Origin of the sequence: Aeromonas sp. S2(2024) (genome assembly GCF_041402505.1) — a bacterium.
Lineage (GTDB): Bacteria > Pseudomonadota > Gammaproteobacteria > Enterobacterales > Aeromonadaceae > Aeromonas > Aeromonas media.
Map to the genome: position 1 here is coordinate 83,115 of NZ_JBGLRL010000012.1, position 24,481 is coordinate 107,595.

General features: G+C 61.2%; 26 protein-coding genes. 12 read left to right on the forward strand and 14 right to left on the reverse strand.

Annotated features, from left to right (window positions below; translation table 11 throughout):
* Positions 1-55: 55 nt before the first annotated feature.
* The 4 genes from ACB039_RS13630 to ACB039_RS13645 all read left to right on the forward strand — a co-directional run bounded on the left by ACB039_RS13630 (position 56) and on the right by ACB039_RS13645 (position 3,360).
* Positions 56-388 carry a cytochrome o ubiquinol oxidase subunit IV gene (locus ACB039_RS13630; RefSeq protein WP_371165875.1) on the forward strand — a complete coding sequence of 111 codons (333 nt, stop codon included), beginning with the start codon at positions 56-58 and terminating at the stop codon, positions 386-388.
* A 10-nt stretch (positions 389-398) separates the two neighbouring features.
* Positions 399-1,292, forward strand: coding sequence for a heme o synthase (gene cyoE / locus ACB039_RS13635; protein ID WP_139751821.1), 894 nt, complete (start codon positions 399-401; stop codon positions 1,290-1,292).
* Positions 1,293-1,572: 280 nt separating this feature from the next.
* Entirely contained in the window at positions 1,573-2,934 is a 1,362-nt protein-coding gene (locus ACB039_RS13640; RefSeq protein WP_317842285.1) for an MFS transporter, read from the forward strand.
* Positions 2,935-2,991: 57 nt separating this feature from the next.
* Positions 2,992-3,360: a DUF1428 domain-containing protein gene (locus tag ACB039_RS13645; RefSeq protein ID WP_043133720.1), complete on the forward strand. Its 369-nt coding sequence runs from the start codon at positions 2,992-2,994 to the stop codon at positions 3,358-3,360.
* Positions 3,361-3,514: 154 nt separating this feature from the next.
* Here ACB039_RS13645 and ACB039_RS13650 read toward each other — a convergent pair whose 3' ends face one another.
* Both ACB039_RS13650 and ACB039_RS13655 read right to left on the reverse strand, forming a co-directional pair.
* Complete coding sequence (locus ACB039_RS13650; protein ID WP_371165895.1) at positions 3,515-4,618, reverse strand: ElyC/SanA/YdcF family protein; 1,104 nt, start codon at positions 4,616-4,618, stop codon at positions 3,515-3,517.
* Between the two features lie 150 nt (positions 4,619-4,768).
* Positions 4,769-5,662 carry a LysR family transcriptional regulator gene (locus tag ACB039_RS13655; RefSeq protein ID WP_371165876.1) on the reverse strand — a complete coding sequence of 298 codons (894 nt, stop codon included), beginning with the start codon at positions 5,660-5,662 and terminating at the stop codon, positions 4,769-4,771.
* A 100-nt stretch (positions 5,663-5,762) separates the two neighbouring features.
* Here ACB039_RS13655 and ACB039_RS13660 point away from each other — a divergent pair, with 100 nt between their 5' ends.
* The gene (locus ACB039_RS13660; RefSeq protein ID WP_371165877.1) at positions 5,763-6,251 is read left to right on the forward strand and encodes a DMT family transporter; all 489 of its coding nucleotides are present in this window, start codon (positions 5,763-5,765) and stop codon (positions 6,249-6,251) included.
* A gap of 10 nt (positions 6,252-6,261) precedes the next feature.
* Positions 6,262-6,696 (forward strand): DMT family transporter, encoded by a 435-nt coding sequence (locus tag ACB039_RS13665; RefSeq protein ID WP_371165878.1) that lies wholly within the window; start codon positions 6,262-6,264, stop codon positions 6,694-6,696.
* Between the two features lie 231 nt (positions 6,697-6,927).
* On the opposite strand, the gene ACB039_RS13670 is transcribed toward ACB039_RS13665, so the two are convergent.
* From ACB039_RS13670 to ACB039_RS13680, 3 genes are all read right to left on the reverse strand, one after another.
* Positions 6,928-7,170, reverse strand: coding sequence for a DUF3297 family protein (locus tag ACB039_RS13670; protein ID WP_005302916.1), 243 nt, complete (start codon positions 7,168-7,170; stop codon positions 6,928-6,930).
* Between the two features lie 98 nt (positions 7,171-7,268).
* Positions 7,269-8,585, reverse strand: a complete 1,317-nt coding sequence (locus ACB039_RS13675; protein WP_371165879.1) for a HipA domain-containing protein — start codon at positions 8,583-8,585, stop codon at positions 7,269-7,271.
* Positions 8,569-8,862: a helix-turn-helix domain-containing protein gene (locus ACB039_RS13680; RefSeq protein ID WP_232301917.1), complete on the reverse strand. Its 294-nt coding sequence runs from the start codon at positions 8,860-8,862 to the stop codon at positions 8,569-8,571. The genes ACB039_RS13675 and ACB039_RS13680 overlap by 17 nt, the downstream gene beginning before the upstream one ends.
* A gap of 279 nt (positions 8,863-9,141) precedes the next feature.
* Between ACB039_RS13680 and ACB039_RS13685 the strand changes: the two genes are divergently transcribed.
* The gene (locus tag ACB039_RS13685; protein ID WP_371165880.1) at positions 9,142-9,705 is read left to right on the forward strand and encodes a metal-dependent hydrolase; all 564 of its coding nucleotides are present in this window, start codon (positions 9,142-9,144) and stop codon (positions 9,703-9,705) included.
* A 35-nt stretch (positions 9,706-9,740) separates the two neighbouring features.
* On the opposite strand, the gene ACB039_RS13690 is transcribed toward ACB039_RS13685, so the two are convergent.
* The 9 genes from ACB039_RS13690 to ACB039_RS13730 form a co-directional block, all read right to left on the reverse strand.
* On the reverse strand, positions 9,741-10,616 hold the full coding sequence (locus ACB039_RS13690; protein ID WP_371165881.1) for a hypothetical protein: 876 nt from the start codon (positions 10,614-10,616) through the stop codon (positions 9,741-9,743).
* 93 nt (positions 10,617-10,709) lie between these two features.
* On the reverse strand, positions 10,710-10,880 hold the full coding sequence (locus ACB039_RS13695) for a hypothetical protein (RefSeq protein ID WP_371165882.1): 171 nt from the start codon (positions 10,878-10,880) through the stop codon (positions 10,710-10,712).
* Positions 10,881-10,888: 8 nt separating this feature from the next.
* Complete coding sequence (locus ACB039_RS13700) at positions 10,889-11,440, reverse strand: hypothetical protein (RefSeq protein ID WP_371165883.1); 552 nt, start codon at positions 11,438-11,440, stop codon at positions 10,889-10,891.
* Between the two features lie 1,373 nt (positions 11,441-12,813).
* Positions 12,814-13,620, reverse strand: a complete 807-nt coding sequence (trpA, locus tag ACB039_RS13705; RefSeq protein ID WP_371165884.1) for a tryptophan synthase subunit alpha — start codon at positions 13,618-13,620, stop codon at positions 12,814-12,816.
* Positions 13,617-14,810, reverse strand: a complete 1,194-nt coding sequence (gene trpB / locus ACB039_RS13710; RefSeq protein WP_371165885.1) for a tryptophan synthase subunit beta — start codon at positions 14,808-14,810, stop codon at positions 13,617-13,619. Before trpB ends, trpA begins: the two co-directional genes overlap by 4 nt.
* Before the next feature lie 197 nt (positions 14,811-15,007).
* Complete coding sequence (gene trpCF, locus ACB039_RS13715) at positions 15,008-16,495, reverse strand: bifunctional indole-3-glycerol-phosphate synthase TrpC/phosphoribosylanthranilate isomerase TrpF (protein WP_371165886.1); 1,488 nt, start codon at positions 16,493-16,495, stop codon at positions 15,008-15,010.
* Positions 16,492-17,505 (reverse strand): anthranilate phosphoribosyltransferase, encoded by a 1,014-nt coding sequence (trpD, locus tag ACB039_RS13720; RefSeq protein WP_371165887.1) that lies wholly within the window; start codon positions 17,503-17,505, stop codon positions 16,492-16,494. Before trpD ends, trpCF begins: the two co-directional genes overlap by 4 nt.
* Positions 17,506-17,514: 9 nt before the next feature.
* Positions 17,515-18,114, reverse strand: coding sequence for an aminodeoxychorismate/anthranilate synthase component II (locus tag ACB039_RS13725; protein ID WP_005323478.1), 600 nt, complete (start codon positions 18,112-18,114; stop codon positions 17,515-17,517).
* Entirely contained in the window at positions 18,107-19,744 is a 1,638-nt protein-coding gene (locus ACB039_RS13730) for an anthranilate synthase component 1 (protein ID WP_371165888.1), read from the reverse strand. The genes ACB039_RS13725 and ACB039_RS13730 overlap by 8 nt, the downstream gene beginning before the upstream one ends.
* Positions 19,745-20,165: 421 nt before the next feature.
* Between ACB039_RS13730 and ACB039_RS13735 the strand changes: the two genes are divergently transcribed.
* The 5 genes from ACB039_RS13735 to rluB all read left to right on the forward strand — a co-directional run bounded on the left by ACB039_RS13735 (position 20,166) and on the right by rluB (position 24,313).
* Positions 20,166-21,047, forward strand: a complete 882-nt coding sequence (locus tag ACB039_RS13735; RefSeq protein WP_317842294.1) for a PHP domain-containing protein — start codon at positions 20,166-20,168, stop codon at positions 21,045-21,047.
* A 129-nt stretch (positions 21,048-21,176) separates the two neighbouring features.
* Positions 21,177-21,797, forward strand: a complete 621-nt coding sequence (locus ACB039_RS13740) for an L-threonylcarbamoyladenylate synthase (RefSeq protein WP_005323475.1) — start codon at positions 21,177-21,179, stop codon at positions 21,795-21,797.
* Positions 21,790-22,671 (forward strand): ScpA family protein, encoded by an 882-nt coding sequence (locus ACB039_RS13745; protein WP_218409293.1) that lies wholly within the window; start codon positions 21,790-21,792, stop codon positions 22,669-22,671. Before ACB039_RS13740 ends, ACB039_RS13745 begins: the two co-directional genes overlap by 8 nt.
* 35 nt (positions 22,672-22,706) lie before the next feature.
* Positions 22,707-23,279, forward strand: coding sequence for an SMC-Scp complex subunit ScpB (gene scpB, locus ACB039_RS13750; RefSeq protein ID WP_139750969.1), 573 nt, complete (start codon positions 22,707-22,709; stop codon positions 23,277-23,279).
* A 110-nt stretch (positions 23,280-23,389) separates the two neighbouring features.
* Positions 23,390-24,313 carry a 23S rRNA pseudouridine(2605) synthase RluB gene (gene rluB / locus ACB039_RS13755; RefSeq protein ID WP_005323472.1) on the forward strand — a complete coding sequence of 308 codons (924 nt, stop codon included), beginning with the start codon at positions 23,390-23,392 and terminating at the stop codon, positions 24,311-24,313.
* Positions 24,314-24,481 lie beyond the last annotated feature (168 nt).

The following is a 24,481-nucleotide window of genomic DNA, read 5'->3' on the forward strand; positions in this document are numbered from 1 at the left end:
TATTGACTGTGCCAGCCACGACAGTGTCAGAACCTATCTGAAGGGGGTCATGTAAATGAGCACTCATTCCGTTGACAATCACGGCGCCAGCCACGGCAGCGTCAAGTCCTACATGACAGGCTTCGTGCTGTCACTCATCTTGACCGCAATCCCGTTCTGGATGGTGATGGATGGCTCCGCGTCCCATGCCATGGTGCTCGGCACCGTGGTCGGCATGGCGGTGGTGCAGATCTTCGTGCACCTGATCTACTTCCTGCACATGAACACCTCCTCCGAGGAGCGCTGGAACCTGGTGGCACTGGTCTTTACCGTGCTCATCATCGCCATCGTGGTCGTGGGTTCCCTGTGGATCATGTACAACCTCAACATCAACATGATGGTTCACTGAGCGGGTTGATGTGATGATGAAGCAATACCTGCAAGTGACCAAGCCGGGCATCATCTTCGGTAACCTCATCTCGGTTATCGGCGGCTTCCTGCTGGCCTCGAAGGGGAGCCTGGATGTGCCCCTGTTCATCCTGACCATGGTGGGGGTGTCACTGGTGGTGGCCTCCGGTTGCGTGTTCAACAACTACATCGACCGGGACATCGACTGCATCATGGAGCGCACCAAGAACCGCGCCCTGGTGAAGGGGTTGATCGCGCCGGGCGTCTCGCTCTGGTATGCGACGGCGCTGGGCGTTGCGGGCATTGCACTGCTCTACTTTGCGGCCAACCCGTTGGCCGCCTTGCTGGCGGTGCTGGGCTTCCTGGTTTATGTGGGGGTCTACAGCCTCTACATGAAGCGTCACTCTGTCTATGGCACCCTGGTCGGCAGCCTCTCTGGCGCCGCGCCACCCGTCATCGGCTACTGCGCGGTGAGCGGCCAGTTCGACTCGGGGGCGCTTATCCTGCTGGCGATCTTCAGCCTGTGGCAGATGCCGCACTCCTATGCGATTGCCATCTTCCGCTTCAAGGATTACCAGGCCGCCAACATACCCGTGTTGCCGGTGGTGAAGGGCATTTCTGTGGCCAAGCACCACATCACCCTCTACATACTGGCGTTCATGGTGCCGACCCTGATGCTGTTCCTCGGCGGTTACGCCGGTTACAAGTACCTGATCGTCGCCACCGCGGTGAGCGTCTGGTGGCTGGGGATGGCGCTGTCTGGCTACAAGGCGGCGGTGGATGACTCCCTCTGGGCGCGCAAGCTGTTCATGTTCTCCATCGTCACCATCACCTGCCTGAGCGTGATGATGTCGGTGGACTTCCAGCCGGACGCAGCGCCCGTGCTGGTGAGCATGCTGCCCTGAGGCTGGAGCTGACATGTTCTCCATCGTCGTCATCATCTTCACCTGTCTGAGCGTGATGATGTCGGTGGACTTCCAGCCGGACGCAGCGCCCGTGCTGGTGAGCATGCTGCCCTGATAGTGTGAACTGCACCCCTAAATACATGAAATCCAGAGCCGGGAACCTTCCCGGCTCTGTTATTATGAGGCCCGCCCCACGGGGCACCTTGTCGGCTTTTTCGGGTGTGGCGTGCCTTGTCATCCGCCCCTATCTGTCTCCTCTCCCTGACCTATCGAGGCCATCATGAATGATTTCACCATGACGAGGGGCGAGCGCCGCGCGACCTGGGCGCTCGGCTCCGTCTTCTCGTTGCGCATGCTCGGCATGTTTATGGTCCTGCCGGTGCTGACCACCTACGGCATGTCCCTGGCGGGTGCCTCGGAGGCGCTCATCGGTCTTGCCATCGGCATCTACGGCATGACCCAGGCGCTGTTCCAGATCCCCTTCGGCCTGCTCTCCGATCGCATCGGCCGCAAGCCCCTCATCGTCGGCGGCCTGCTGATGTTTGCGGCAGGCAGTGTCATCGCCGCCCTGAGCGACTCCATCTGGGGGGTTATCGTCGGGCGCGCCCTGCAGGGGAGCGGCGCCATCTCCGCCGCCGTCATGGCGCTCTTGTCGGATCTCACCCGGGAGCAGAATCGCACCAAGGCCATGGCCTTCATCGGGGTGAGCTTTGGCATCACCTTTGCCATCGCCATGGTGACAGGCCCCCTGATCACCCAGGCGGTGGGACTCTCCGGGCTGTTCTGGCTCATCGCCCTGCTGGCGCTGGCGGCCATCGCCATGGTGATCTGGGTGGTGCCGACCCCGGCGGCTCACCTGCAGAATCGCGAGTCCGCCATGGTGCGCGGCGGTTTTCGCACCGTGCTCACCAATCCGCGCCTGCTCAAGCTCAACCTCGGCATCCTCTGCGTTCACACCCTGCTGATGTCGAGCTTCGTGGCGCTGCCGCCCCTGCTCGAACAAGCGGGGCTGGCTCGGGAGCACCAGTGGCAGGCCTATCTGGTCACCATGCTGGTCGCCTTCGTGAGTGTGGTGCCCTTCATCATCTATGCCGAGAAGCACCGCCAGATGAAGCGGGTCTTCATCGGGTGCGTGCTGGTGATGCTGGCCGCCGAGCTGGTGCTCTGGCAGGCAGGTCTGCAGCTCTGGGGTCTGCTCGCCGGGCTGCAGCTCTTCTTTGTCGGCTTCAACGTGATGGAGGCGCTGCTGCCGTCGCTGATCAGCAAGGAGTCCCCGCCGGGTTACAAGGGGACCGCCATGGGGGTCTACTCCACCAGCCAGTTCCTCGGGGTTGCCATCGGCGGCAGCCTCGGGGGCCTGCTCTACAGTCTGGGGGGCGGCCCTCTGGTGTTTGGCGGCTGCGCCGTGCTGGCCCTGCTCTGGTTCGGGGTCAGCCTCACCATGGCGGAGCCTCCCTACGTCAGCAGCCTGCGCATCGTACTGCCGGAGGGGGTCGAGGCCACCCCGGCGCTGGAGCAGCGGATCCGCGCCTGCGACGGAGTGAGCGACGTGCTGCTGGTGCGCGAGGAGCACTCCCTCTACGTGAAGGTGGACAGCAAGCGCCTGACCCGCAGCGATCTGGAACGGCTGGTGTCCCTCTGAGGGCGGCCAGGGGCACGGCTGCTATGCTGAGATCCTCAACCACAGGAGGAACCTCTCATGTCATATGTAGACGGATTCGTGATCGCTGTGCCCACGGTCAACAAACAGGCCCTGATCGATCATGCGGGGCTGTTTGACCCCATCTTTCTCGAATATGGCGCCACCCGGGTGCTGGAGTGCTGGGGGGATGACGTACCCCACGGCAAGCAGACCGACTTTTACCGCGCGGTGGCGGCCAAGGAGGACGAAGCCGTGGTCTTCTCCTGGGTGGAGTGGCCGAGCAAGGCGGTGCGGGATGAGGCCATGACCAAGATGATGAAGGACCCCAGGATGGATCCGGCCAGCCCCATGCACCAGACCATGCCCTTCGATGGCGCCCGCATGATCTTCGGGGGCTTCACCACAGTGCTGGAGCTCAAGGGCTGATACCCCGCCAGCGCCCAAAGCCCGCCTGGCCTTGGAGGGCTTCACCATTGTGGCTGGCGCTCAAGGGCTGATACCCGCCAGCGACACCCAGGCCCATTAGAGATGAAAAAGCCCGCCATTTGACGGGCTTTTTACTGGGCGTCATGCCATGGGATCAGCGCTCCACCAGCGGGGCCGAGCGGTAACTCCAGAGGCCATAGGTGCGCAGGGCGTCGCGGTAGATGCCGAGCAGCTCCTCGGGGCTCGCCTTGGCCAGCGCCGAGAGGGGCTTGTCCGGGTAGGCGACGCTGTCGATGCGGATAGTGGCCGGGCCGCTCTGCCAGCAGGCGATTTCCAGCAGGGTCTGGCCCCGGCGCACGTGGCTCGCCGAGCTCACCAGAGTGGCGTATTCAATCTCGTGGCGGGCGAGGGCATAGCCGCTGTAGAGGGCGTTCTCCACCGTGCTGGTGGCGTAGTTCTCCTCGATGATGCGGGAGCGGTCGATGCCCTTCTTCGCCAGCCAGTCCGCCATCAGCTTGCCCTCGGTCTGGCGGTTCTGGGGCACGCCGCCGGTGAGGATGACGAGGGCCGCCGGATCGGCCTGGGCCAGGGCGCGGGTGGTCTCGAGGCGCCCCAGCAGGATATCGTTCATGGAGCCATCGGGATTGAGGGCATAGCCCAGAGTGACGATGGCGCGGCGCCCCTTCTTCTCGCCCCGTCCCTGACGCTCCTTGAGGGGGGTGGCGACCACCCGGTCCACGGTGGCGAACAGCCGCTGCAGATCGGCGGCGCGACCGGCGTTGAGCTCGCCGACCCGCTTGACGTAGCCATCGGACTTGGCCTGATCGCCCTTGAAGCGCAGCCAGGTGGCGAGATAAGTGTTGATGTCCAGATCGTCCGGCGCGGCGGTGAGGGCCTGCTCGAACAGGGCGATGGCCCTCTCCACGTTGCCGTTGTAGATCTGGGCGTTGGCCGCCGAGATGAGCAGATCGGTGCGATAGGGCTCGAGCTGATGAGTCTCCAGCAGCAGGGTGGTCACCTGCTCCATGTTGCTCGGCATCTTGGCGGTGAAGCCCGCATCGGAGACCCGGGCGGGGGAGTGGAAGATGCGGGCGGCGTCCGCCAGCAGTTGATCCACCACCTGGCGCTTGCTGATGTACTGGTCGTAGTTCTGCTCCTTTTGCAGGGAGCGCACCGGGGCGGCCCAGGCATCGGATGAGACAAAGAGTGGCAGCGCCAGCAGGCTGGTGAGGGTCAGGGCAATCGCGGTTTTCTTCATCATGGGGCTCCACCTGGGGTGAGGGGCGCGATGCCGTGGCTCGTCCCCTGAACGCTTTTCCAATAAAAACAGATGCTTGGTTTGCTGCCTACTCTACTCCTTTCCCGATGAAAAAAACGTGAACCGTTCCGGTTATCCCGATGGCGCGCCTCAGCGCAGCCCCAGCCGCTCCTGCAGGAAGGCGAGCCAGGCCTCCACCTTGGCGGGCAGGTGGCGGCGCCTGGGATAGACGCACCAGATGCCGTGCTCGGGCAGGGCATGGTCAGGCAGCACGGGCACCAGTCGGCCGATGGCGAGATCCCGCGCCACGATGAAGTCCGGCATGTTGCCGATGCCGAGCCCCGCCAGCAGTGCGGTGTGGATGGCATCGCTGTTGTTGACCTCGAAATTGCCCCTGGGGGTGATGGCCACTTCTCCTTCGGGCCCGTGCAGTCGCCACTGGGTGCCGCCGCGAAACAGGGAGTAGAAGAGGCAGTTGTGACGCTCGAGATCGGCCGGGGTGCGGGGCGTGCCGGCCTGTGCCAGGTAGGCGGGGGCGGCGCACAGGGTGCTGAGACAGGGGGCGAGGCGGCGGGCGACCAGGCTCGAATCCTCCAGCTCGCCGATGCGCACCGCCACGTCGAACCCCTCGGCCACCAGATCCTGCTGGGCATCGCTCATCTCGAGCTGCAACTGCACCTCGGGGTGGAGGGAGAGAAATTCGGGGACAAGGGGGGCGATGTGGCGTCGGCCATAGACCATGGGCACAGTCACCCGCAGCAGGCCGCGGGGCGCCGATTGCAGGGCGCCGATGGCATCTTCCCCTTCGCTTGCCAGGCGCACCGCATGGCGCACCGTCTCGAAGTAGCGCTCCCCCGCCTCGGTCAGGGTGAGGGAGCGGGTGGTGCGGTAGATAAGCTGGCAACCGAGGGTTTGCTCAAGCTGGCTCACCTTCTTGCTCAGCACCGACTTGCTGAGGCCGAGCTGGCGGGCGGCGCCGGAGAAAGTGCCCGCCTCCACCACGGCGACGAAGGCGGGGAGCAGGGCGAAGGCATCCTGGTTCATGTTGTTCTCGATGTGGAAACAATGTTGTTCAACAAGGGTAGATTATCCCCATATCGAAAACAATTTACCCTGCTCCTCAGTTCAACCAAGGAGTGACCCCATGATCCCCCCGCTTATCGACCGCCGCCCCGGACGCCTCGCCCTCGGCCAGACACTTGGCCAGGCCATCGGCGCACTTGCCGCCTTCGCCGCCGGCCTGCTGCTGGCGTTGATGATCGCCCAGAACGGCGCCCTGGCCCGCGCCACCGACCCCTGGCTCGGGAGCTGGCTGGCCCACGGGGTCGGCACCCTGGTGGCCGCGCTCCTGTGGTGGCTGGCCCCACGCCCCCCACAGCCAGAAGCTGCCCCGCCCTGGGCCTGGCTCGGCGGCCTGCCGGGGGCGCTCACCGTGGTGCTGGCGGCCCTCTGTCTCAACTCCCCCCTCGGCATGGCGGGCACCCTGGCCCTGCTGCTGCTCGGCCAGCTGCTGTTTGGCGCCCTGTGCGATGGCCTCGGCTGGCTCGGGCTGGCCCGCCGCCGCCCCTCGGGAAAGGACGCGCTCGCCGCCTTGCTGGTGCTGGCCGGCGCCCTGCTCATCGTACTCGGTTAGGAGAAACACCATGACCATATTGATCCTGCTGGGACTGCTTAACGGCGTGGCGGTGAGCCTGTCGCGCACCCTCAATGGCCGCCTCGCCAGCGCCCGGGGCGCCATGACGGCTTCCCTTGCCAACCACCTGCTCGGCTTTGGGCTGCTCGGCGCCCTGCTCATCCTCAAGGGGGCGCCCTGGGAGCGGCTCGCCGGGCTCGATCCCTGGCTGCTGGTCGGCGGTGTGCTGGGGGCGCTGTTCGTGGCCATCAGCAGCTGGGCCATAGGCCGGGTCGGCGCCCTGGCCTGCGCCCTGCTCATCGTCACGGGCCAGCTGGCGGGGGGCGCACTGCTCGATGCCCTGGCCGGACGGCTGGCGGGGAGCGATCTGCTCGGCATTCTGCTGGTGCTGGCGGGCGCCGCGCTGCAACGCTGGCAGGGCGGCAAGCCGCGCCCTTCAACATGAGGGGAGCTGGCGTGGCGACATCTGGGAGGCCTACGCGCCGCCCTTGCCTTGGCAAGGACCAACCAGATCACGCCCTGGCGGAAGGGAAAAGGCGAAAGGAAGAGAAATGAAGGGAAAGAAAGAGAGGCCGCCTGTGGGCCAGGCCCGGCCCAAAACGCAGAACACCGGCGCTTGGCCGGTGCTCTGAAATAACAGGGTCGCACCCCTCAGGGGGCGCGCTGTCAGGGCAGCTTAGGCGTAGAAGGCCTCGACGGTACCCTTGACGGTGATCAGCATGGGGTTGCCGTAGCGATCCTTGGCCTTGGGGGAGGGGATCTTCACCCAACCTTCGCTGATGCAGTACTCCTCGACATTGGTGCGCTCCTTGCCGTTCACGCGAATGCCGATCTCGTGCTGGAAGCACTCCGCCACATGGTGCGGGCTGCGCGGGTTGGCCGCCAGACGGTCGGGCAGTGCAGGTTTGTTGTCGCTCATTTTATAGACCTGAGTGTGATAAAAAGTGGGTCATTGTAGGCAATGCCCGCCACGGGCTCAAGGCTGGGTTGCGTCCCATGGGGGTGGACAAGGCCCGGCTACAGTTGCAGCTCGGGCAACAGCGTCGCCTGCTCCTGAAAATGGTGGCAACGGCGCTCAACGTCGTCTCGGTAGCCTGCCAGATAAGCCAGCTCGGCGGGATTGTCTGTCTCAACCATGGCGATGGCGGCATCCAGATGAAGGAGGATGTCGTTGGCCATCTTGTGCAAGGTCTGTTGCAACAGGCGTTTGGGCAGCTCACATGCCTCAGCCATCTCCAGCAACTGCCATGCGTTGACCGCCTCGGGAGCAAACTCGTCGCCGATGGCCATGGCCAGATGCTGGTTGAACTCGGGGTAAAGCCCCACATTGACCAGATCGTACCAGGGGGTGGGCATCAGCCCGGCTTTTGATACGAAGAAGCTGTAGTTCTTGCCGTGGGCATCGTGATTGTTGACGCAGAGGTTGAAGAGCAGCCATTGCAGCATGTCCAGTCTGGCCTGCGCCGGATTGACACAGAGGGCGCTGAGACTGAACAGCCGTGGCAGGCTTACCCCTTCCCGAATATGGGCCACATCTCGCCCGTCACCGAAGTTGCGTTCATATTTTCGGGCCACGGGAAATCCCAGTCCCTGACAGGCATCGATCATATGGCGACGGCGCACCCTCACGCCATCCTCGTCAAGGCGCCGATCGAACCGTTCTACCAGCAAGCCTCTGTGGGACTTATCGCCTTGACCTACCCTGTGCAGTTCGACCTGTGCCACCGGCATGCCCAGCAGTGCGGCCAGTCGCATGGTCACAAACTCATTGATCACCAGATGAGGGTGATGCTCGAACTTGAGGAGGTGGGTGGAACAGAGCTCGCCCTCGCCAAATCCCAGCGTCCCCTCGAGTCGCAGCAGGTTGAGCTTGGCCTGCACGCCCGCAACCGAGAGGCGGGGGCGACCATCCCAGACTTCCAGCGGCCAGATCTCGGGCTGATCGAGGCGCAGCAACAGCTCTTCCGGGGTGATGGGGCGAAAATGGGTGGGGACGTCGGGCTCTGCGGGCAGGGTAAAGGTGACAGCCCCTGAGACATCGCGGCCGATGCCGTGGATCAGGGCAAAGAGATTGCTGCGCGAAACGGAGAGCGCCTCAATCAGATGGTCCAGACCGCGATTTTCAGGCAGCAAGTTGCCGAGATACGCCCGGACTTGGGCGCTGCTGGCCGAGCCATCCAGCGCCAGCGGGGGGGAGAGCGGGAATCCGCGCGCCTGCCACTCAGGTGTATAGCCGAGCTGAAACGCATCCCGGCTGGAGTCATATTCGAGATGGCCGATCAGCTGATTACCCAGCCGAAGTTCCAGCCGATGGTGCTCAGAACCACTCATCATCACCGACCTCTGGTTGGCTGTTGCCGCTCGCTACCTGTGAGCCCGTTTCTTGCACCAGTTGCAACCTCAGCCCCAGCGCCTTCATCACCTGTAACAGGGTCGAGAGGTAGACATCACCCCCCTTTTCAATCTTGATCAGGGTCTTCTTGGAGATGCCGCACAGTGAGGCCGTCACCTCCTGGGTCATCCTGGCGGCCTTGCGTCTCTCGCGGATCGCTAGCCCCAGCGAGGCGGGATCCAGTTCTTTCGGGCCGGTTTGCAACGATGCGTCTGCCATCATGATCACGAAAAAAGTGTAGGTTGTTACACCTTAACTCATGGTAAGAGCAAACAGCAATCAAAAGTGTACGATAGTGCACTTTTTAAGGTCCTGGTGCTGGTTGTGAGATAAAAGTGTAGAGGAGTTCACTTTTTAGAACAGAAAGGTGGTTAGGGATGGTCTGGGGGATGGCCGAGGGGCAGGGAGGATGTCGCTTGCAGAGCAGCATTGCACTTCATGTTCACTTCACCGAGCGGGGGTAGGGTAGGAACAGGTTTTCAGTTGGAGCTTCACCCTATGCCCACCATAGTCACCCACGCCGCCGTGCCCCTCTGCCTTGGACTCGGGCTTGGCAGCCGGATTATTCCGCCGCGCCTGCTGCTGGCGGGGGTTGCCATCGCCATGCTGCCCGATGCCGATGTGCTCGCCTTCAAGCTGGGGGTCGCCTACGGCCATGTCTTTGGCCACCGCGGCTTTACCCACTCATTGCTGTTCGCCTTTGCCCTGCCCACTCTGGCCATGCTGTTTCACCGCCAATTTCGGGCCAGCACCACCACCGTCTGGTCGTTTCTGTTGGTCTCTCTGCTCTCCCACAGCCTGCTCGATTCGCTCACCACAGGTGGCAAGGGGGTTGGCTGGTTTTGGCCGTGGCGTGACGAGCGCTTCTTCGCCCCCTGGCAGCTGATCCGGGTCGCCCCCTTCAAGCTGGAGGCCTATCTCACCGCCCGAGGTGAAGCGGTGATCCTCTCCGAGCTTTACTGGGTCTGGCTGCCGGGGATCGCAATGATGCTGGTGTTGATGGGGTGGCGGGTGATAACTAGATCTGTACACTCGATTTCTTTTGGCACACCCTTTTGTTAGTTAACGCCTCAAACACTGGCTCAGATTTGTTATTTTTAGTAGAAAACTGAAATATCTTGTTCTCCAAAATAATTTAAGGTTTTGTTTAAGAAATCTATCAGGTCACGTCTTTTGATATTATAATTCCCAGCTGTTTCGCTAAGTTGGAAAGGGTTGGTTTTTAGCTTTCTTTTATCTCTGAGATAAGACTGATAGATCTTTTCTAATTTTGACTCAAGAGTACAAACAAATTTTTGATAGCGTTCATCTCCAATCATGCTAGATGGAACAGTTTGAAAAACAAGATTTCTTGACCAGTTATCATAGAGAAATCCTGTCTTTAGAAAAGCTTTCATCAACACTAAAGCATGTTCAAAGTCATCGTAATTTCTTTCATGTAAAAAGTTATCTTTAAATGCAGGTCGGTCGAATGCTATTCTCACTGCGGCTAGGTGGTTTTTAATGTCTGACTGCCCAAACTGTTCTTGAAATGCTTGATAAGCATTTGCTCTTATAGCACTTGATCTATTTATTTCTTGGTTTATATCATCCCAAAACATTAACTGTACTTTAAAGGGGAGATTTCCTGATGAGTTTAAAATATTCACATGCTTTTGAAGGCTTGCATCTATTCTGAGAGATGTCGCGATGATAAATAAATCTAATTTTGGAGTAAACTCTATAGCCTTCTCTATTTCTTTGTCGATTAATTTATCTGTCAGCCCACCATTCTTAGTTTCTTTACATTGGATACCAATACACTTATTCCATATGTCTACTGCATATACATCTACGCCATTTTGACTTTGTCCTTGCCTTCCATATTCTTGCACTGAATATTCTACAAATTTTACCTTTGCAATATCGCCGATCAACATTTGAAAGTCTTGCCAGTTTGATGGCGGAGGCATGTAAACTTGAATTTGATTCATATATTCTCCTTGCTTATTTAGCTAGTTTACTCACGAAAGCATAAGGTCCGCAGCAGAGACCAAACGAAATCGCTCTTCTTCTGCTTGCACTTGTTAAATTATTTGCGCCATTATTTCTGGCTTTTTTAAGCCTTTTTCAGCGTATAAGGCTTTCAGTTTTTCGTCATGTTGTTTTAGCTGGTCTAATTTTGCATAAGCTATTTTACTTTTTTCTGGGTCTTTCTTTATATGTGGCTTTAACGAAGTTAAAGAAATATCTAACATATGCTTACCTATGCTGGAATAACACAGTCTTGATTCATGTAGTACCCATCACGAGCGTGTTTAAATTTGTGTTTTATTGACACCTCGCTGTAGGTGTAAATATTTTCGTTATCAGATATATAGCCAACAGCAGCTATAAGCTCATCAAACAAGTCATCAAATAGAGTTGTTGACTTTTGTAGGGATGCTCTTAACTCGTGGCCATCTGGAAGATCGTCCAAAAATAGCAAATGTTCATCAATAGGAACTCTTGGTCGATGATAAACAATTACAGCAGGCTGGCCTGTTGTTTGTACCTTAATATGAGCCTCTGGTCGCAAAAAGAACCAAACCCAAATAAATGCTGCAGCACTAATTGCATATCTATCTAGTTCAATAATTACATTGGCTTTAGTAGCTGCAATTGCTTTAATAAGATCAATTGCTGCGCCAACAGACCCACCTGAATTGTAGGGAAGCAGAATCTTTATCTCTTCCTGATCATAAGCATCATTCAATGCATTAATTGAAGCAGCCACCGACGCATCTGATATTTCGCTTGCTATTTCGAATGTTTCCATATTCTGCCTAGATAAATAAACGTTTGAAGTGAGTGACGGAGGGTATTTTCAAGCGTAGGTGTATCCTAAACTTTGACAGTGATTAGATAGAAGGCGGTACGAATCCGAATGTAGAGCCTCCCATATAAATCATTTCGTATATTGGGCTAAAAACCGTAGGTTGGTGTTGAACGAAGTGAAGCCCAACGTTTACCGCGAATATATCTGTAAATCTGTTTTACGGATCTGCCACATCCTTGTTTATCCCGATCTGGTCGGTGCAATAATGCTCGCCTGTTGGGCTTCGCTACGCTCTGCGCCAACCTACAAAAAACCACGCTACCGCCCCTGAGTGACAGCCCCCAGTTCGCTGTTTTTAACCTGCGAGATTGCAACAATCGCTGTCATGGTGCACTCCCGAGAGAGGAATTGTCGTTTGGCTATCTTAAGGGCCCTGAACGAGGCATGGGAAGGGGTGGTTGATAGAAATCTGAGCTGGTTCAATCAATTAGTGAGCAACTGCCGTTTTAAGTGGGCTGTTGGGTGAGCAGAAGTGCGAAAACTCCCCTCACCCCAGCCCTCTCCCAGGGGGAGAGGGTGCATATCTGCGGTTTAGGCGGAAGCTGAGGGCCGGCACGGTTTTGATCCCCCTCTTATTCGCTGAGGCGAGCCCTCTTGTCCAGGCCGCGAGGCAGGATGCCGAGCGAGCGGCGCTGGGCCATGGGCAAAATCGGAAAGGGCGAGCACAGCTCGACCCGATTTGGCGCGAGAACACGGATGTTCGAAGCGGACTTTGGCCGGAGCCATGGATGGCGCAGGCCAAAGGCCCATCGGCGCGTGCCGTTGGACAAGAGGGTGAGCCGAAGGAACCCGACGTCAGTCGGGCGAATAAGTGGGGGAGAAGACCTTTGGTGTGATTTGCCAAAGAGAGCGGGTCTTTCCAAAGTCACTCGCCCAGGCCCGAAGGGCGGGCGAAACTCCGTAGAGGGCGAAGCCTCGTGTCCCATGCGGTGTAGCCGCATCAAGGGGCCAACCGCTGGCTCGGGGATCCGGCGAGAGTCTGTCGTCGTGGAGCGGACTATTTCCTGCGGTGCAATGCGCTGCGCTTATTGCACCCTACGGTGCCACCACATCAACTCCGCGAACGTCCGAATACGCTGCGCTATTCGAACCTACGGGCCCCATTACATCATTAACCTTCGGGGAGCCCTGACTCCCCTCACCCTGGCCCTCTCCCGGAGGGATAGGGGACAAAGAGATAGGACGCAAAAGAGATAAATAGAAAAGGGAGCCCAAGTGGGCTCCCATTATGCTGGCTGGCTGGCTGGCTGGCTGGCTGGCTGGCTGGCTGGCTGGCTGGTCAGGGTCAACGGCATCTGACCCTATACCTGCCCCTACTTATTGGTCGCGGCCTTCATCCCTTCCACAAACTCCTTCAGACGAGTGAGCATATGCTCCGGGTTCTTGTGGTGGGTCTCGATGATCTTCACCACGGCGGAGCCGGAGATGGCACCGGCGGCGCCGGCCTTGATGGCCTCGCGCACCTGGGCCGGTTCGCTGATACCAAAACCGAGCAGGGCGGGGGGGGCATTGAACTCGCGCAAGGTGTTGATCAGGCCATCCACCGGCATGCCGGCCTTGGTCTCGGCGCCGGTCACGCCGGCGCGGCTCACCAGGTAGGTGTAACCGCTGCCAAGCTCGGCCACCGCTTTAAGGGTCTCGGTGTCACCGTTGGGCGGGGCGATAAAGATGCTGTCGATGCCGAACTTGTCGGCCGCCGCCTTGTAGGGGGCGCACATCTGCACCGGCACGTCGGCCACCAGCACCGAGTCCACCCCCGCCTGCTGGCACTTCTCGTAGAAGCCGTCGATGTGGCGCACATAAACGAGATTCGCGTAGACCAGCAGGCCGATGGGCAGCTCTGGGTACTTGGCGCGGATGCGGGCGAGCAGGGTGAAGCAGTCATCCGGGGTGGTGTGGCTGGCAAAGGCGCGCAGGGCCGCCCCCTGGATGGTGGGGCCGTCCGCTACCGGATCGGAGAAGGGAATGCCCAATTCGAGCGCATCGGCGCCCCCTTCGACCAGGGCATCGACGATGGCCAGGGAGAGTTCGGGGGTGGGGTCACCCAGCATCACGAACGGCACGAAGGCGCCCTGATTGGCGACATCCAGACGGGAGAAGAGTTGTGCGTAGCGATTCATGACAGGGTTCCTTCTTTCTCGAAAATGTCGGCAACGGTGAAGATGTCTTTGTCGCCACGACCGGAGAGGTTGACGATGAGCACCTGCTCTTTTTCCGGTTCACTGCGGGCCATCTTGAGGGCGTGGGCCAGGGCGTGGGAGGACTCCAGCGCAGGGATTATCCCCTCGGATTTGGCCAGCTCCTGGAAGGCGTCGAGCGCCTCCTTGTCGGTGATGGAGACATACTCGGCCCGGCCGATGGCGGCCAGGTGGGCGTGCTGGGGGCCGACGGAGGGGAAGTCGAGCCCCGCCGAGACGGAGTAGGACTCCTGGATCTGACCCTGTTTGTCCTGCATCAGGTAGGAGTGCATGCCGAAGAAGACCCCCTTGCTGCCGTGACCCAGGGGTGCACCGTGTTCGCCGCTCTCTATGCCGTGGCCACCGGGTTCGACCCCGATAAGGCGCACTTCCTTGTTGTCAATGAAGTCAGCAAACATGCCGATGGCGTTGGAGCCGCCGCCGACGCAGGCGATCACGGCGTCGGGCAAGCGCTCTTCTTTTTCGAAGCACTGGGCCTTGGCCTCCTCGCCGATCATCTTCTGGAACTCCCGCACGATTGTGGGGAAGGGGTGAGGGCCGGCGGCGGTGCCGAGCAGGTAGTGGGCGCTGTCGTAATTGGCAGCCCAGTCACGCAGCGCCTCGTTGCAGGCATCTTTCAGGGTGGATGAGCCCGAATGCACAGGAATGACGGTGGCCCCCATCAACTTCATGCGGAACACGTTCGGCTTCTGGCGCTCGCAATCCTTGGCACCCATGTAGACCCGGCACTTGAGGCCGAGCAGGGCGCAGGCCAGCGCCGTTGCCACACCGTGCTGACCGGCGCCGGTCTCGGCGATGATCTCGTGCTTGCCCATGCGCTTGGCGAGCAGGGCCTGACCCAGCACCTGGTTGGTCTTGTGGGCGCCGCCGTGCAGCAGATCTTCACGCTTGAGGTAAAGGCGGGTCTTGGTACCCTTGGTCAGATTGCGGGTCAGGGTGAGGGGGGTCGGGCGACCGGCATACTCGGTGAGCAGCTCCTCAAACTCGGCAACGAAGGCCGGGTCATCCTTGGCATCGACGAAGGCCTTCTCCAGTTGGAGCAGGGCGGGGATCAGGATCTGGGGCACATACATGCCACCAAATTCACCAAAAAACGGATTGAGCAGGGTCATGGTTATCTTCCTTTACATTCTGCAATTGAGATCAGGTATGAGCCTTGGCGGGCTGAGGCGTATGGCTGGGGCACATACATGTCATCGACGAAATTCACCGAAAAACGGGTTGAGCAGAGTCATAGATTATTCCTTGTGCTTATAGGCAAACGCAGTTCATTAATTTGGTGCATGTTCAGAGGGCGCGCAGGGCACTCTTACAGTTGGCGCAGGGCGCCAAAGGCCGCCGCTATCTTGTGCGCATCCTTCTGGCCCGGGGCACTCTCCACCCCGGAGTTGAAATCAAGGCCGAGGCAACCCACCCGGGCGGCCTGCAGGGCGTTGTCGGGATTGAGCCCCCCCGCCAGCATCAGCTTGCTCTTGTCGAGATTGGCCAGCATGGCCCAGTCGAACGCCTGACCTGTGCCGCCGCTCTGGCTGCCGACTTTCGTATCCAGCAGCAGGCGATCCGCCGGGTAGTCGAGGGCGGGCAGCGGCTCGCCGCTCGTGACACCGACCGCCTTCCAGATCTGGCAAGCCGCAGGCAGCAGGGCGCGCAGGGTCTGGATATAGGCGGCGTCTTCATCCCCGTGCAGTTGCACGGCGGCAAGGTTCAGGGCCTCCACCGTCTTGGCGATGGTGGCGGGCTGGGCATTGCGAAACACCCCGACAAAGCTAAGCGGCGCCCCGGCCATGACGGCGCGGGCGGCGGGGATGTCCACGTAGCGCGGGCTCTTGGCCACGAAGATAAGGCCGCCAAATACCGCACCTGCCTGATGGGCGGCGGCGGCATCTTCGGGGCGGGTGAGGCCGCACAACTTGTTCTGACCCAGGACAAGCTTGCGTACCGCCGCCTCCAGATCCGGCTCGCTCATCAGGGAGGAGCCCACCAGGAAGCCCTTGGCATGGGCGCGCAGATCCGCCACCTGGGCGCGGTGGTTGATGCCGGACTCGCTGATGACCACCCTATCGCTTGGAATATCTTTGGCCAGCTGCTTGGTGCGGGCGAGATCTACGCTGAGATCCCGCAGATCCCGGTTGTTGATGCCAATCACGGGGGCGCCGAGGGCCAGGGCGCGATCCCGCTCCTCTGCATTGCTCACCTCGGTCAGCACCCCGAGGCCCAGCTCCCTGGCCACCTTGAACAGGGCGCGATAGCCCTCGTCGGTGAGCACGGAGAGCATCAGCAAGATGGCGTCCGCCTGATAGTGGCGGGCCAGATAGACCTGATAGGGGTCAATCATGAAGTCCTTGCACAGCACAGGCTGCTTGACCCGGGCACGCACCCTGGGCAGGAAGGCGAAATCCCCCTGGAAGAACTGCTCGTCGGTCAGTACAGAGATGGCGGTGGCGTAGTTGCCATAGATGTCGGCGATGGCCTCGGGGCTGAAGTCGTCGCGGATCAAGCCTTTGGAGGGGGAGGCCTTCTTGCATTCGAGAATGAAGCGGGTGGAGCCTGCGCGCAGCTCGCCCTCGAAGTCACGATCGCTTGGCACCAGAGCGCCCTGGAAGCTCGCCAGGGGCTGGGCCAGCTTGCGGGCCGCGACCCACTCCTGCTTGGCGGCCACGATTTTGCCGAGAATGGTCTGGTTGATGGAAGCCCGATTCAGGAAGGCATCGGGGGAGGAGAGGGGGTCGAGCATCTCGATATCCTTGCTAAGAGTGGTACTGCCTTGTTGGCTGCCGTGAGTAGTGACTGACATCATGCCTCCTGATGGCTCAGGGTGGCGAGTGCCTGGGCGAGCAGGCGGGTTTCACCGCTTGCAAGCTTGGCCAGCACCTGCGCGGCCGCCTGCTTGAAGTCCGGGGCCTTGCCCGCCATCACCAAGAGCGGCGCCACGTTGGCGGCGATGGCGGCGTTGTGGGCCGCGGTGCCTTCGCCCGCCAGTATGGCGTCCGTGATGGCGCGATTCTCCTCCGGCTCCCCCCCTTGAATGGCGCTGACCGGGTAGGTCTCGAGGCCAAAGTCTGCCGGGGTGAGCAGGTACTCGCGAATTTCGCCGTCACGGATCTCAGCCACCTGGGTCGGTCCGTGAATGGCCACTTCGTCCAGCCCCGCGCCGTGTACCACCATACCGGTTTTCAGCCCCAGTGCCAGCAGGGTTTCTGCGATGGGACGCACCAGCTCGGGGGCATAGACCCCCATCAGTTGGTAGCTGGGGCGGGCGGGGTTGATAAGCGGCCCCAAGACGTTGAATAGCGTCCTGGTTTTCAAGGCCTGGCGCACCGGCATGGCGTGGCGCACCCCGGCGTGGTACTGGGGGGCGAACAGGAAGCAGATGCCGAGCTGGTCCAGACAGCGGCGAGCCTGCTCCGGGCTCATGTCGAGCTTGATCCCCATCTTGTCCAGCAGATCGCTGGAACCCGATTTGCTCGAGACCGAGCGGTTGCCGTGCTTGGCCACCTTAAGGCCGCAGGCGGCGGCCACCAGGGCCGAGGTGGTGGAGACGTTGATGGTGTTGAGGCCATCGCCACCTGTGCCGACGATGTCGCAGAACGCATAATCCGGGCGCGGGAAATCACGGGCCTCCGCCAGCAGCGCCTCGGCGGCGCCGGCGATCTCCTCCGGGGTCTCCCCCTTGATCTTGAGAGCAGTCAACAAGCTTGCGAGGACGATGGGATCCACTTCGCCACGGACCACCTGGCCGAAGGCGTCGCGGGCGGCGTCGCGGGTGAGAGACTGTCCCTGATAGAGGGTGTTGAGATGTTGATGCATGGGGTCTCCTTACCGCACGTGGCTTTCTGGACGGGTGATGTGGGCGAGGGCCTGGGTCAGCAGGCGGGCCCCTTCCGAGGTCATGATGGATTCCGGGTGGAACTGGAAGCCCAGCACCCGCTCGTCCCGTTGCTCTATGGCCATGGGCATGCCTTGATAGTGGGCAATCACCTGCAACTCCTCCGGCACATAGGTCGCCACCAGGGAGTGGTAGCGGGCCACCGGCAGCGGGCTCGGCAACCCCGCGAAGGCGCCGTGGCCGTTGTGCTCAATCAGCGAGCGCTTGCCGTGGACGATTTCCCCGGCCGCCCCGACGGTGCCGCCGTAGGCTTCGCACAGGGCCTGATGACCGAGGCAGATGCCGAGGATGGGCACCCGGCCGCGAGCCAGCTTGATGAGATCGATGAGGCAACCGGCCTCGTGGGGAGCGCCCGGTCCCGGGGAGAGCACCAGCACGGCGTCGCCGTCGCAGGCTTCTATCTCCTGCATGATGCGGCTCGCCGGCAGGCTGTTGCGATAGATGCGCACCGGATAGCCCAGGGTGCGGAACTGATCGACGAGGTTGTAGGTAAACGAGTCGAAGTTGTCGAGCAGGAAGATGTTAGTCATGGCTCACGTCCTTATGTTGCTCCTGCTGGGCGCTCAGGGCTTGCAGGGAGGTGCCATGGCTGGCGGCGATGGCGGCCAGCACGGCGGCCGCCTTGGCGCGGGTCTCGTCCGCTTCGGCCTGGGGCTTGGAGTCATAGACCACGCCGGCACCAGCCTGGACATGGGCCAGGCCCGCTTTCACGAAGGCGGAGCGGATGACGATGCAGGTGTCCATCTCCCCCGCGCCGTTGAGGTAGCCGACGGCGCCGCCGTAGCTGCCACGGCGCTTGCCTTCCACCATGCGGATAAGCTCGCTGGCCCGCAGCTTGGGGGCACCGGTCAGGGTGCCCATGTTCATGCAGGCCTGATAGGCGTGCAGGGCATCAAGGTCGGCACGAAGGCGGCCCACCACCCGGGAGACCAGGTGCATCACGTGGCTGTAGCGATCCACTTTGAGCAGATCCTTCACGTAGCGGGTGCCGGGCTCGGAGATGCGGGCGATGTCATTGCGACCCAGATCCACCAGCATCAGGTGTTCGGCCACCTCTTTCTCGTCCTGGCGCAGCTCGAGCTCGATGCGACCATCCAGATCCAGATTGATGCTGCCATCGGGGTTGAGGCCACGGCGGCGGGTGCCGGCGATGGGGTACATCTCCACCTGGCGGCTGGCGGCGCAGAATTTGACCGCGCTCTCCGGGGAGGCGCCAAACAGGGTGAAGCCCTCATCCTGCACATAGAACATGTAGGGGCTGGGGTTGGTCTGCTTGAGGCGGCGATAGGCAGCCAGCGGGTCGGGGCAGGGCAGGGAGAAACTGCGGGACGGCACCACCTGGAAGATGTCCCCACGGCGGATAAAGCCCTTGAGCTTCTCCACCTCGGCGCAGAACTGCTTGTCGCTCTTGTCGATCTGGAGGTTGCCTGTGAGCGGCTTGGCGCCCTGAGCCCCCGGTTGCGGCTGCTGGCAGGCCTGCTTGAAGGCCTCGAGGCGGGCGGTCAGCTGGGTGTAACGCGCATCGAGCTGGCTCTCGTCCTGCTCGCCGCCAAAGAGGCAGGCCAGCAGGGCCGTGCTCTGCTTGATGTGATCGATGGTGATCAGGGTCTCGGCCACATAGAAGCAGTAGTCGGGGCAGTCGTTGCTTCCTTCAGGCACTTCTGGCAACTCTTCAAAGGAGGCGATGAGGTCGTAGGCGAAGCTGCCGCCCATGAAGAGCGCCTCTTTGCCCTGCTGGCATTGCAGCTCCCGCTGCAGGGTGCGCAGCACGTCCAGCACGCTGCTGCCCTTGAGGCGGCTGTCTTCGTCAAGGGTGCGGTCGGAGGCCGGGAAGTCGAGTTGCAGCTCGTCTGCCACTCGGGTCTGGGTGATGACGGCGCTCAGGCGCTGCTCGAGCAGGCGCTGCAACTGGACGCCGTTGCTGGTGAGGGCACGGACCCGCACCGTGCGGCCACGGCATTCGATGCGCAGGCAGGCATCCACCAGCAGCAGGCTCTGGGTGCCGGCCTTGGAGTCGATCTCCACCGATTCCAGCAGCAGGTTGTTGGGGCTGTCCTGGCAGAGTCGGGTGTAGAGCGCCAGGGGATCTGTCACATAAGGGGCATTGAGCCGGATGGTATCGAATTCGCCCAGTGGTAACCGGGTCTTGTTGCCTGTCATAATGCCTTCCCTTGCATGTGTTGTGTGTAACCGATGGTCATGGCGTTTCTCTCGAATTGGGATGGGGGTTTCGTCACGTCAGCGAGTTCGCCATCGCCATGTCAGTGCACTTGTCTGAATTGTCGGTTTCATCACAGGTCCATTTGCCGGATAATAAAAAAGCCCGCTGGGGTCAGCGGGCTTTTTCTTTGGGTTCTTAATTTGCTGTCAGATTACAGGTACAGCAACGACCACACGCCCGCATGTCAGGGAGTGTGCCACCACCAGATGGTCAGGATGGAAGTCGTTTGCATGATAAAGTCCTGTAAAAAGATGTTTGCAATGAAGTGCCTACAGAAAACGATAAAGCCGCGGCCAAGTCAAGTCGCTTTTTTGCCTTCTTTTTCCCAAGCAGGCCCCCTGATGAGAGCGAAACAAGCCGATGAGATTCGATCTTCACTGTCATACCACTGCCTCGGATGGTGTGCTGAGCCCTGCCGAGCTGGTGCGCCGCGCCGCCGAGAAAGGGGTGGAAGTGTTAGCGGTCACTGACCACGACACCCTTGACGGGCTTGATGAAGTCCGCCAGACGATCCAGAACGAACAGTTGCCGCTGCGACTGGTGAGCGGAGTCGAGATCTCCACCGGGTGGGAGCACCACGAGATCCACATAGTGGCGCTCGGGGTGGATGAAAAAAATACGCAGCTGGTCACCTTCCTGGCCGGTCAGCGGGCCCGCCGCGAGGCGCGCGCCCAGGAAATAGGGCGCCGTCTGGAGAAGTGCCTCATCCCTGGCACCTATGAAGAGGCCAAGCAGCTCGCCGGTGACGCCGCCGTGACCCGTGCCCATTTTGCCCGGGTGCTGGTGGCGCGCGGGGTGGCCGACAACATGCAAAAGGTATTCAAGAAGTACCTGAGCCGGGGCAACAAGGGCTATGTGCCCGCCGAGTGGCCCGAGATGGGGGAGGCCATCGCCGCCATTCATGCCGCGGGCGGGCTGGCGGTGCTGGCCCACCCCAGCCGTTACGATCTCACCGCCAAGTGGATCAAGCGGCTGCTGGTGGTCTTCAAGGCCGCCGGTGGCGATGCCATGGAGGTCTCCCTGCCCCAGCAGAGCCCCCAGGAGCGGGCCAACCTCGGTCAGTGGGCCAAGGATCACGACCTCTACATCTCGGTGGGGTCCGATTTTCACTTCCCCTCCAACTGGACCGAGCTGGGCCGCCATCTGTGGCTGCCCAAGGAGGGCATACCGCTCTGGTTAGGCCATCCCGATCACTTTGGGCTCAGCCAGGAGCAGCATGCCAGTCTGCTGGCCAGCCGCTGAGCACAATGGGCGGGCCAGCATCTTTGGTGCGGGCGAGTCTGTGCCAAACAGGGTAAGGTAGTGTCATGGGCCAAGGGGCCCGTGACCATGAAGCGGGCACCCGGTGTGCCCCTATCGCGAGAAGAGCATATGAGTCAGCATTTTTACGTACACCCGGACAATCCCCAGGTTCGCCTCATCGGTCAGGCGGTGCAGATCCTGCAAAACGGCGGCGTCATCGTCTATCCTACCGACTCCGGTTACGCCCTGGGCTGCCAGATGGGCAACAAGGATGCGCTGGAGCGCATCTGCCGCATCCGCCGCATCGAGCCGAACCACGACTTCACCCTGGTGTGCCGGGATCTCTCGGAGATCTCCACCTACGCCAAGGTGGACAACACCGCCTTCCGGCTGGTCAAGAACAACACCCCAGGGCCCTACACCTTCATCTTCAAGGCCACCAAGGAGGTGCCGCGCCGCCTCATGAACGAGAAGAAGAAGACCATCGGCATCCGGGTGCCCGCCAACAATATAGCGCTCGCATTGCTCGAGGCCCTCGGTGAGCCGCTGCTCTCCACCACCCTGATCCTGCCGGGCTCCGAGATGGCGGAGTTCGACCCGGAAGAGATCTTCGACAAGCTCGGCAAGCAACTGGATCTGGTGGTCAACGGCGGCTATCTGGGTGAGCAACCCACTACTGTGGTGGACTTCTCCGACGACGAGCCCGTGCTGCGCCGTCGCGGTGCCGGGGATCCGACGCCGTTTGAGTGATACTGCCGAGCCCGTACCCGAGACGATGATCGCACCGGGTGCGATGGGGGAGGTACTGCTTCCCCCGCCCATCGCGAAAGTGCTGGGGCAGCCCTACCATGAGCTGCCCCAGGATTTGTTTATTCCGCCCGATGCGCTCGAGGTGTTTCTCGACACCTTCGAGGGGCCGCTGGATCTGCTGCTCTACCTCATCCGGCGTCAGCAGCTCGACATCCTGAACCTGCCTATCCTGCAGATCACCGCCCAGTACATGGAGTACGTGGAGCTGATGCAGGGCCTCAATCTGGAGCTGGCGGCGGAATACCTGCTGATGGCGGCTTGGCTTGCAGAGATAAAATCCCGCCTGCTGCTGCCCAAGGCCCCGGAGCTGGAAGACGAGGAGGAGGGGGAAGACCCTCGCGTCACCCTGATCCGCCGGCTGCAGGAGTACGAGCGCTTCAAGCTGGGCGCAGAGCGGGTCAACGCCTTGCCGAGGCTGGAGCGGGAGATCTTTATCGCCACCGCCCTGCCACCGGATTTTGGCGCCTTGAAGCCGCTGGCTCCCGATGTTTCGCTGGTTGAGCTCGCCCTTTACATGCAAAGTGTGGTAAAACGCGCGACTCATTTTGAACATCACCAGATCCGCCGCGAGCAGATCCCGACCCGGGTGCGCATGGCGGAGATCCTCGCCATGTTGTCTCTGGGCCAGACCCTGCGGCTCGAGCAGGTGCTGCGGGCCGAAGAGGGGCGCATGGGGGTGCTGGTGACCTTCCTGGCCCTGCTGGAACTGTGCAAGGAGCAGCTTATCTGGATCCTGCAGGCCGAGCCGCTGGGGCCCATCCATTTTGCATTGGCCGAGCAGGGCGAGGAGGGTAACCGTGGCGCTGCCCATTGAACGACTCAAGACCCTGACTCAGGGAGGGATACGTCATGGCGCTGCCAGCTGAACGGCTGAAGACCCTGATCGAGGCGGCGCTGTTCGTGGCCGGCCGCCCGCTCACGGTGAGCGAGCTCAAGGCCGGGGTGCTCTCGGATTACCCTGTCACCAGCCGCTATGTGCAGCTGCTGCTGGCGGAACTCAGGCAGGACTACAGCGAGCGGGGGGTGGAGCTCAAGGAGGTCGCCTCCGGCTGGCGCTTCCAGGCCCGCCAGGAGTACGCCGAGGAGCTGTCGCGCCTGTGGAGCGAACGGGCGCCCCGCTATTCGCGCGCCGTGTTGGAAACCCTGACGCTGATTGCCTATCGTCAGCCCATCACCCGGGCCGAGATAGAAGCCATCCGCGGGGTGGCGGTATCGAGCCAGATCATCAATACCCTGAAAGAGCGCGGCTGGGTGCGCAGCATAGGTCACAAGGAGGTGGTGGGTCGCCCCGAGCTGCTCGCCACCACCCGAGAATTTCTGGACTATTTCAATCTGCAGAGTCTGGAGCAGCTCCCCGAGCTGGATCCCGAACTGCACTCCCCCTTGCCGGTCATGCTGGGCGAGGGGAGCGACGGTCAATAAGCGGCAGGCCGTCTTGAGAATGAACGTGGTGACGATGCCCGAGGGCGCGTCACAGGAGTCAATGTTGTCCGCTATGTCAGCGGGCAGCGATCAACAATCAGGTAAACCCGATGAGTGAAAAACTGCAAAAAGTATTGGCCCGCGCGGGTCAAGGCTCCCGTCGTGAGATGGAGGCCCTGATCACCGCAGGTCGGGTCAGCGTGGATGGCAAGGTCGCCATGCTGGGGGATCGCGTCGAAGTGAACGCCGTGATCCGGGTGGATGGTCACCAGGTCAAGACCCGTGCGGCCGAGGAGCAGATCTGCCGCGTGCTGGCGTACCACAAGCCCGAAGGGGAGATGTGTACCCGTCACGATCCGGAAGGTCGTCCCACCGTGTTTGATCGTCTGCCCAAGATGGACGGGGCCCGCTGGATTGCGGTGGGTCGCCTCGACGTCAACACCTCAGGCCTCTTGCTGTTCACCACCGACGGTGAGCTGGCGAATCGCCTGATGCACCCGAGCCACGAAGTGGAGCGGGAATACGCGGTGCGCGTCTTTGGCGAGATCACCGAAGCCATGCTGCAGCGCCTGCGCAAGGGGGTGCAGCTGGAAGACGGCATGGCCAAGTTCAACAAGATCAAACCGGCCGGCGGTGAAGGGCTGAACCAGTGGTTCAACGTCACCCTGACCGAGGGTCGCAACCGTGAAGTGCGCCGCCTGTGGGAATCCCAGGAAGTGCAGGTGAGCCGCCTGATGCGTATTCGCTACGGTGACGTCACCCTGGATCGCGGCATCCCCCGCGGTGGCTGGCAGGAGCTCAAGCTGCCCGAGGTGAACTACCTGCGCGGCCTGGTCAACCTGCCCAACGAGACCGAGTCCAAGGTCGACCTGCAGCAGGATGGCAAGAGTACCCGCCACAAGCAGGCCGCCCAGATCCGCCGCGCCGTCAAGCGCCACAAGGACATGCAGGGCAAGGAGCCGCGCGCTCGCAGCACCACGGCCCGCCGCAAGCCGCAAGCCTCGACCCGCAACTCCGGCACCGGCAGCAAGTAAGCCGCCTCCGTGCCTGACGTGATTGGCCTCGGCTAACAAAGCCCGCACCCTCTGGTGCGGGCTTTTTGTTTGCGGCTCCCGCCGGAATTGACTGCGACTCAAAGTGCACAGGGCTGAGAGACAGGGTCAGACATGCTCCTCCCCCTGTTGAAGGGGGAGGTCGGGAAG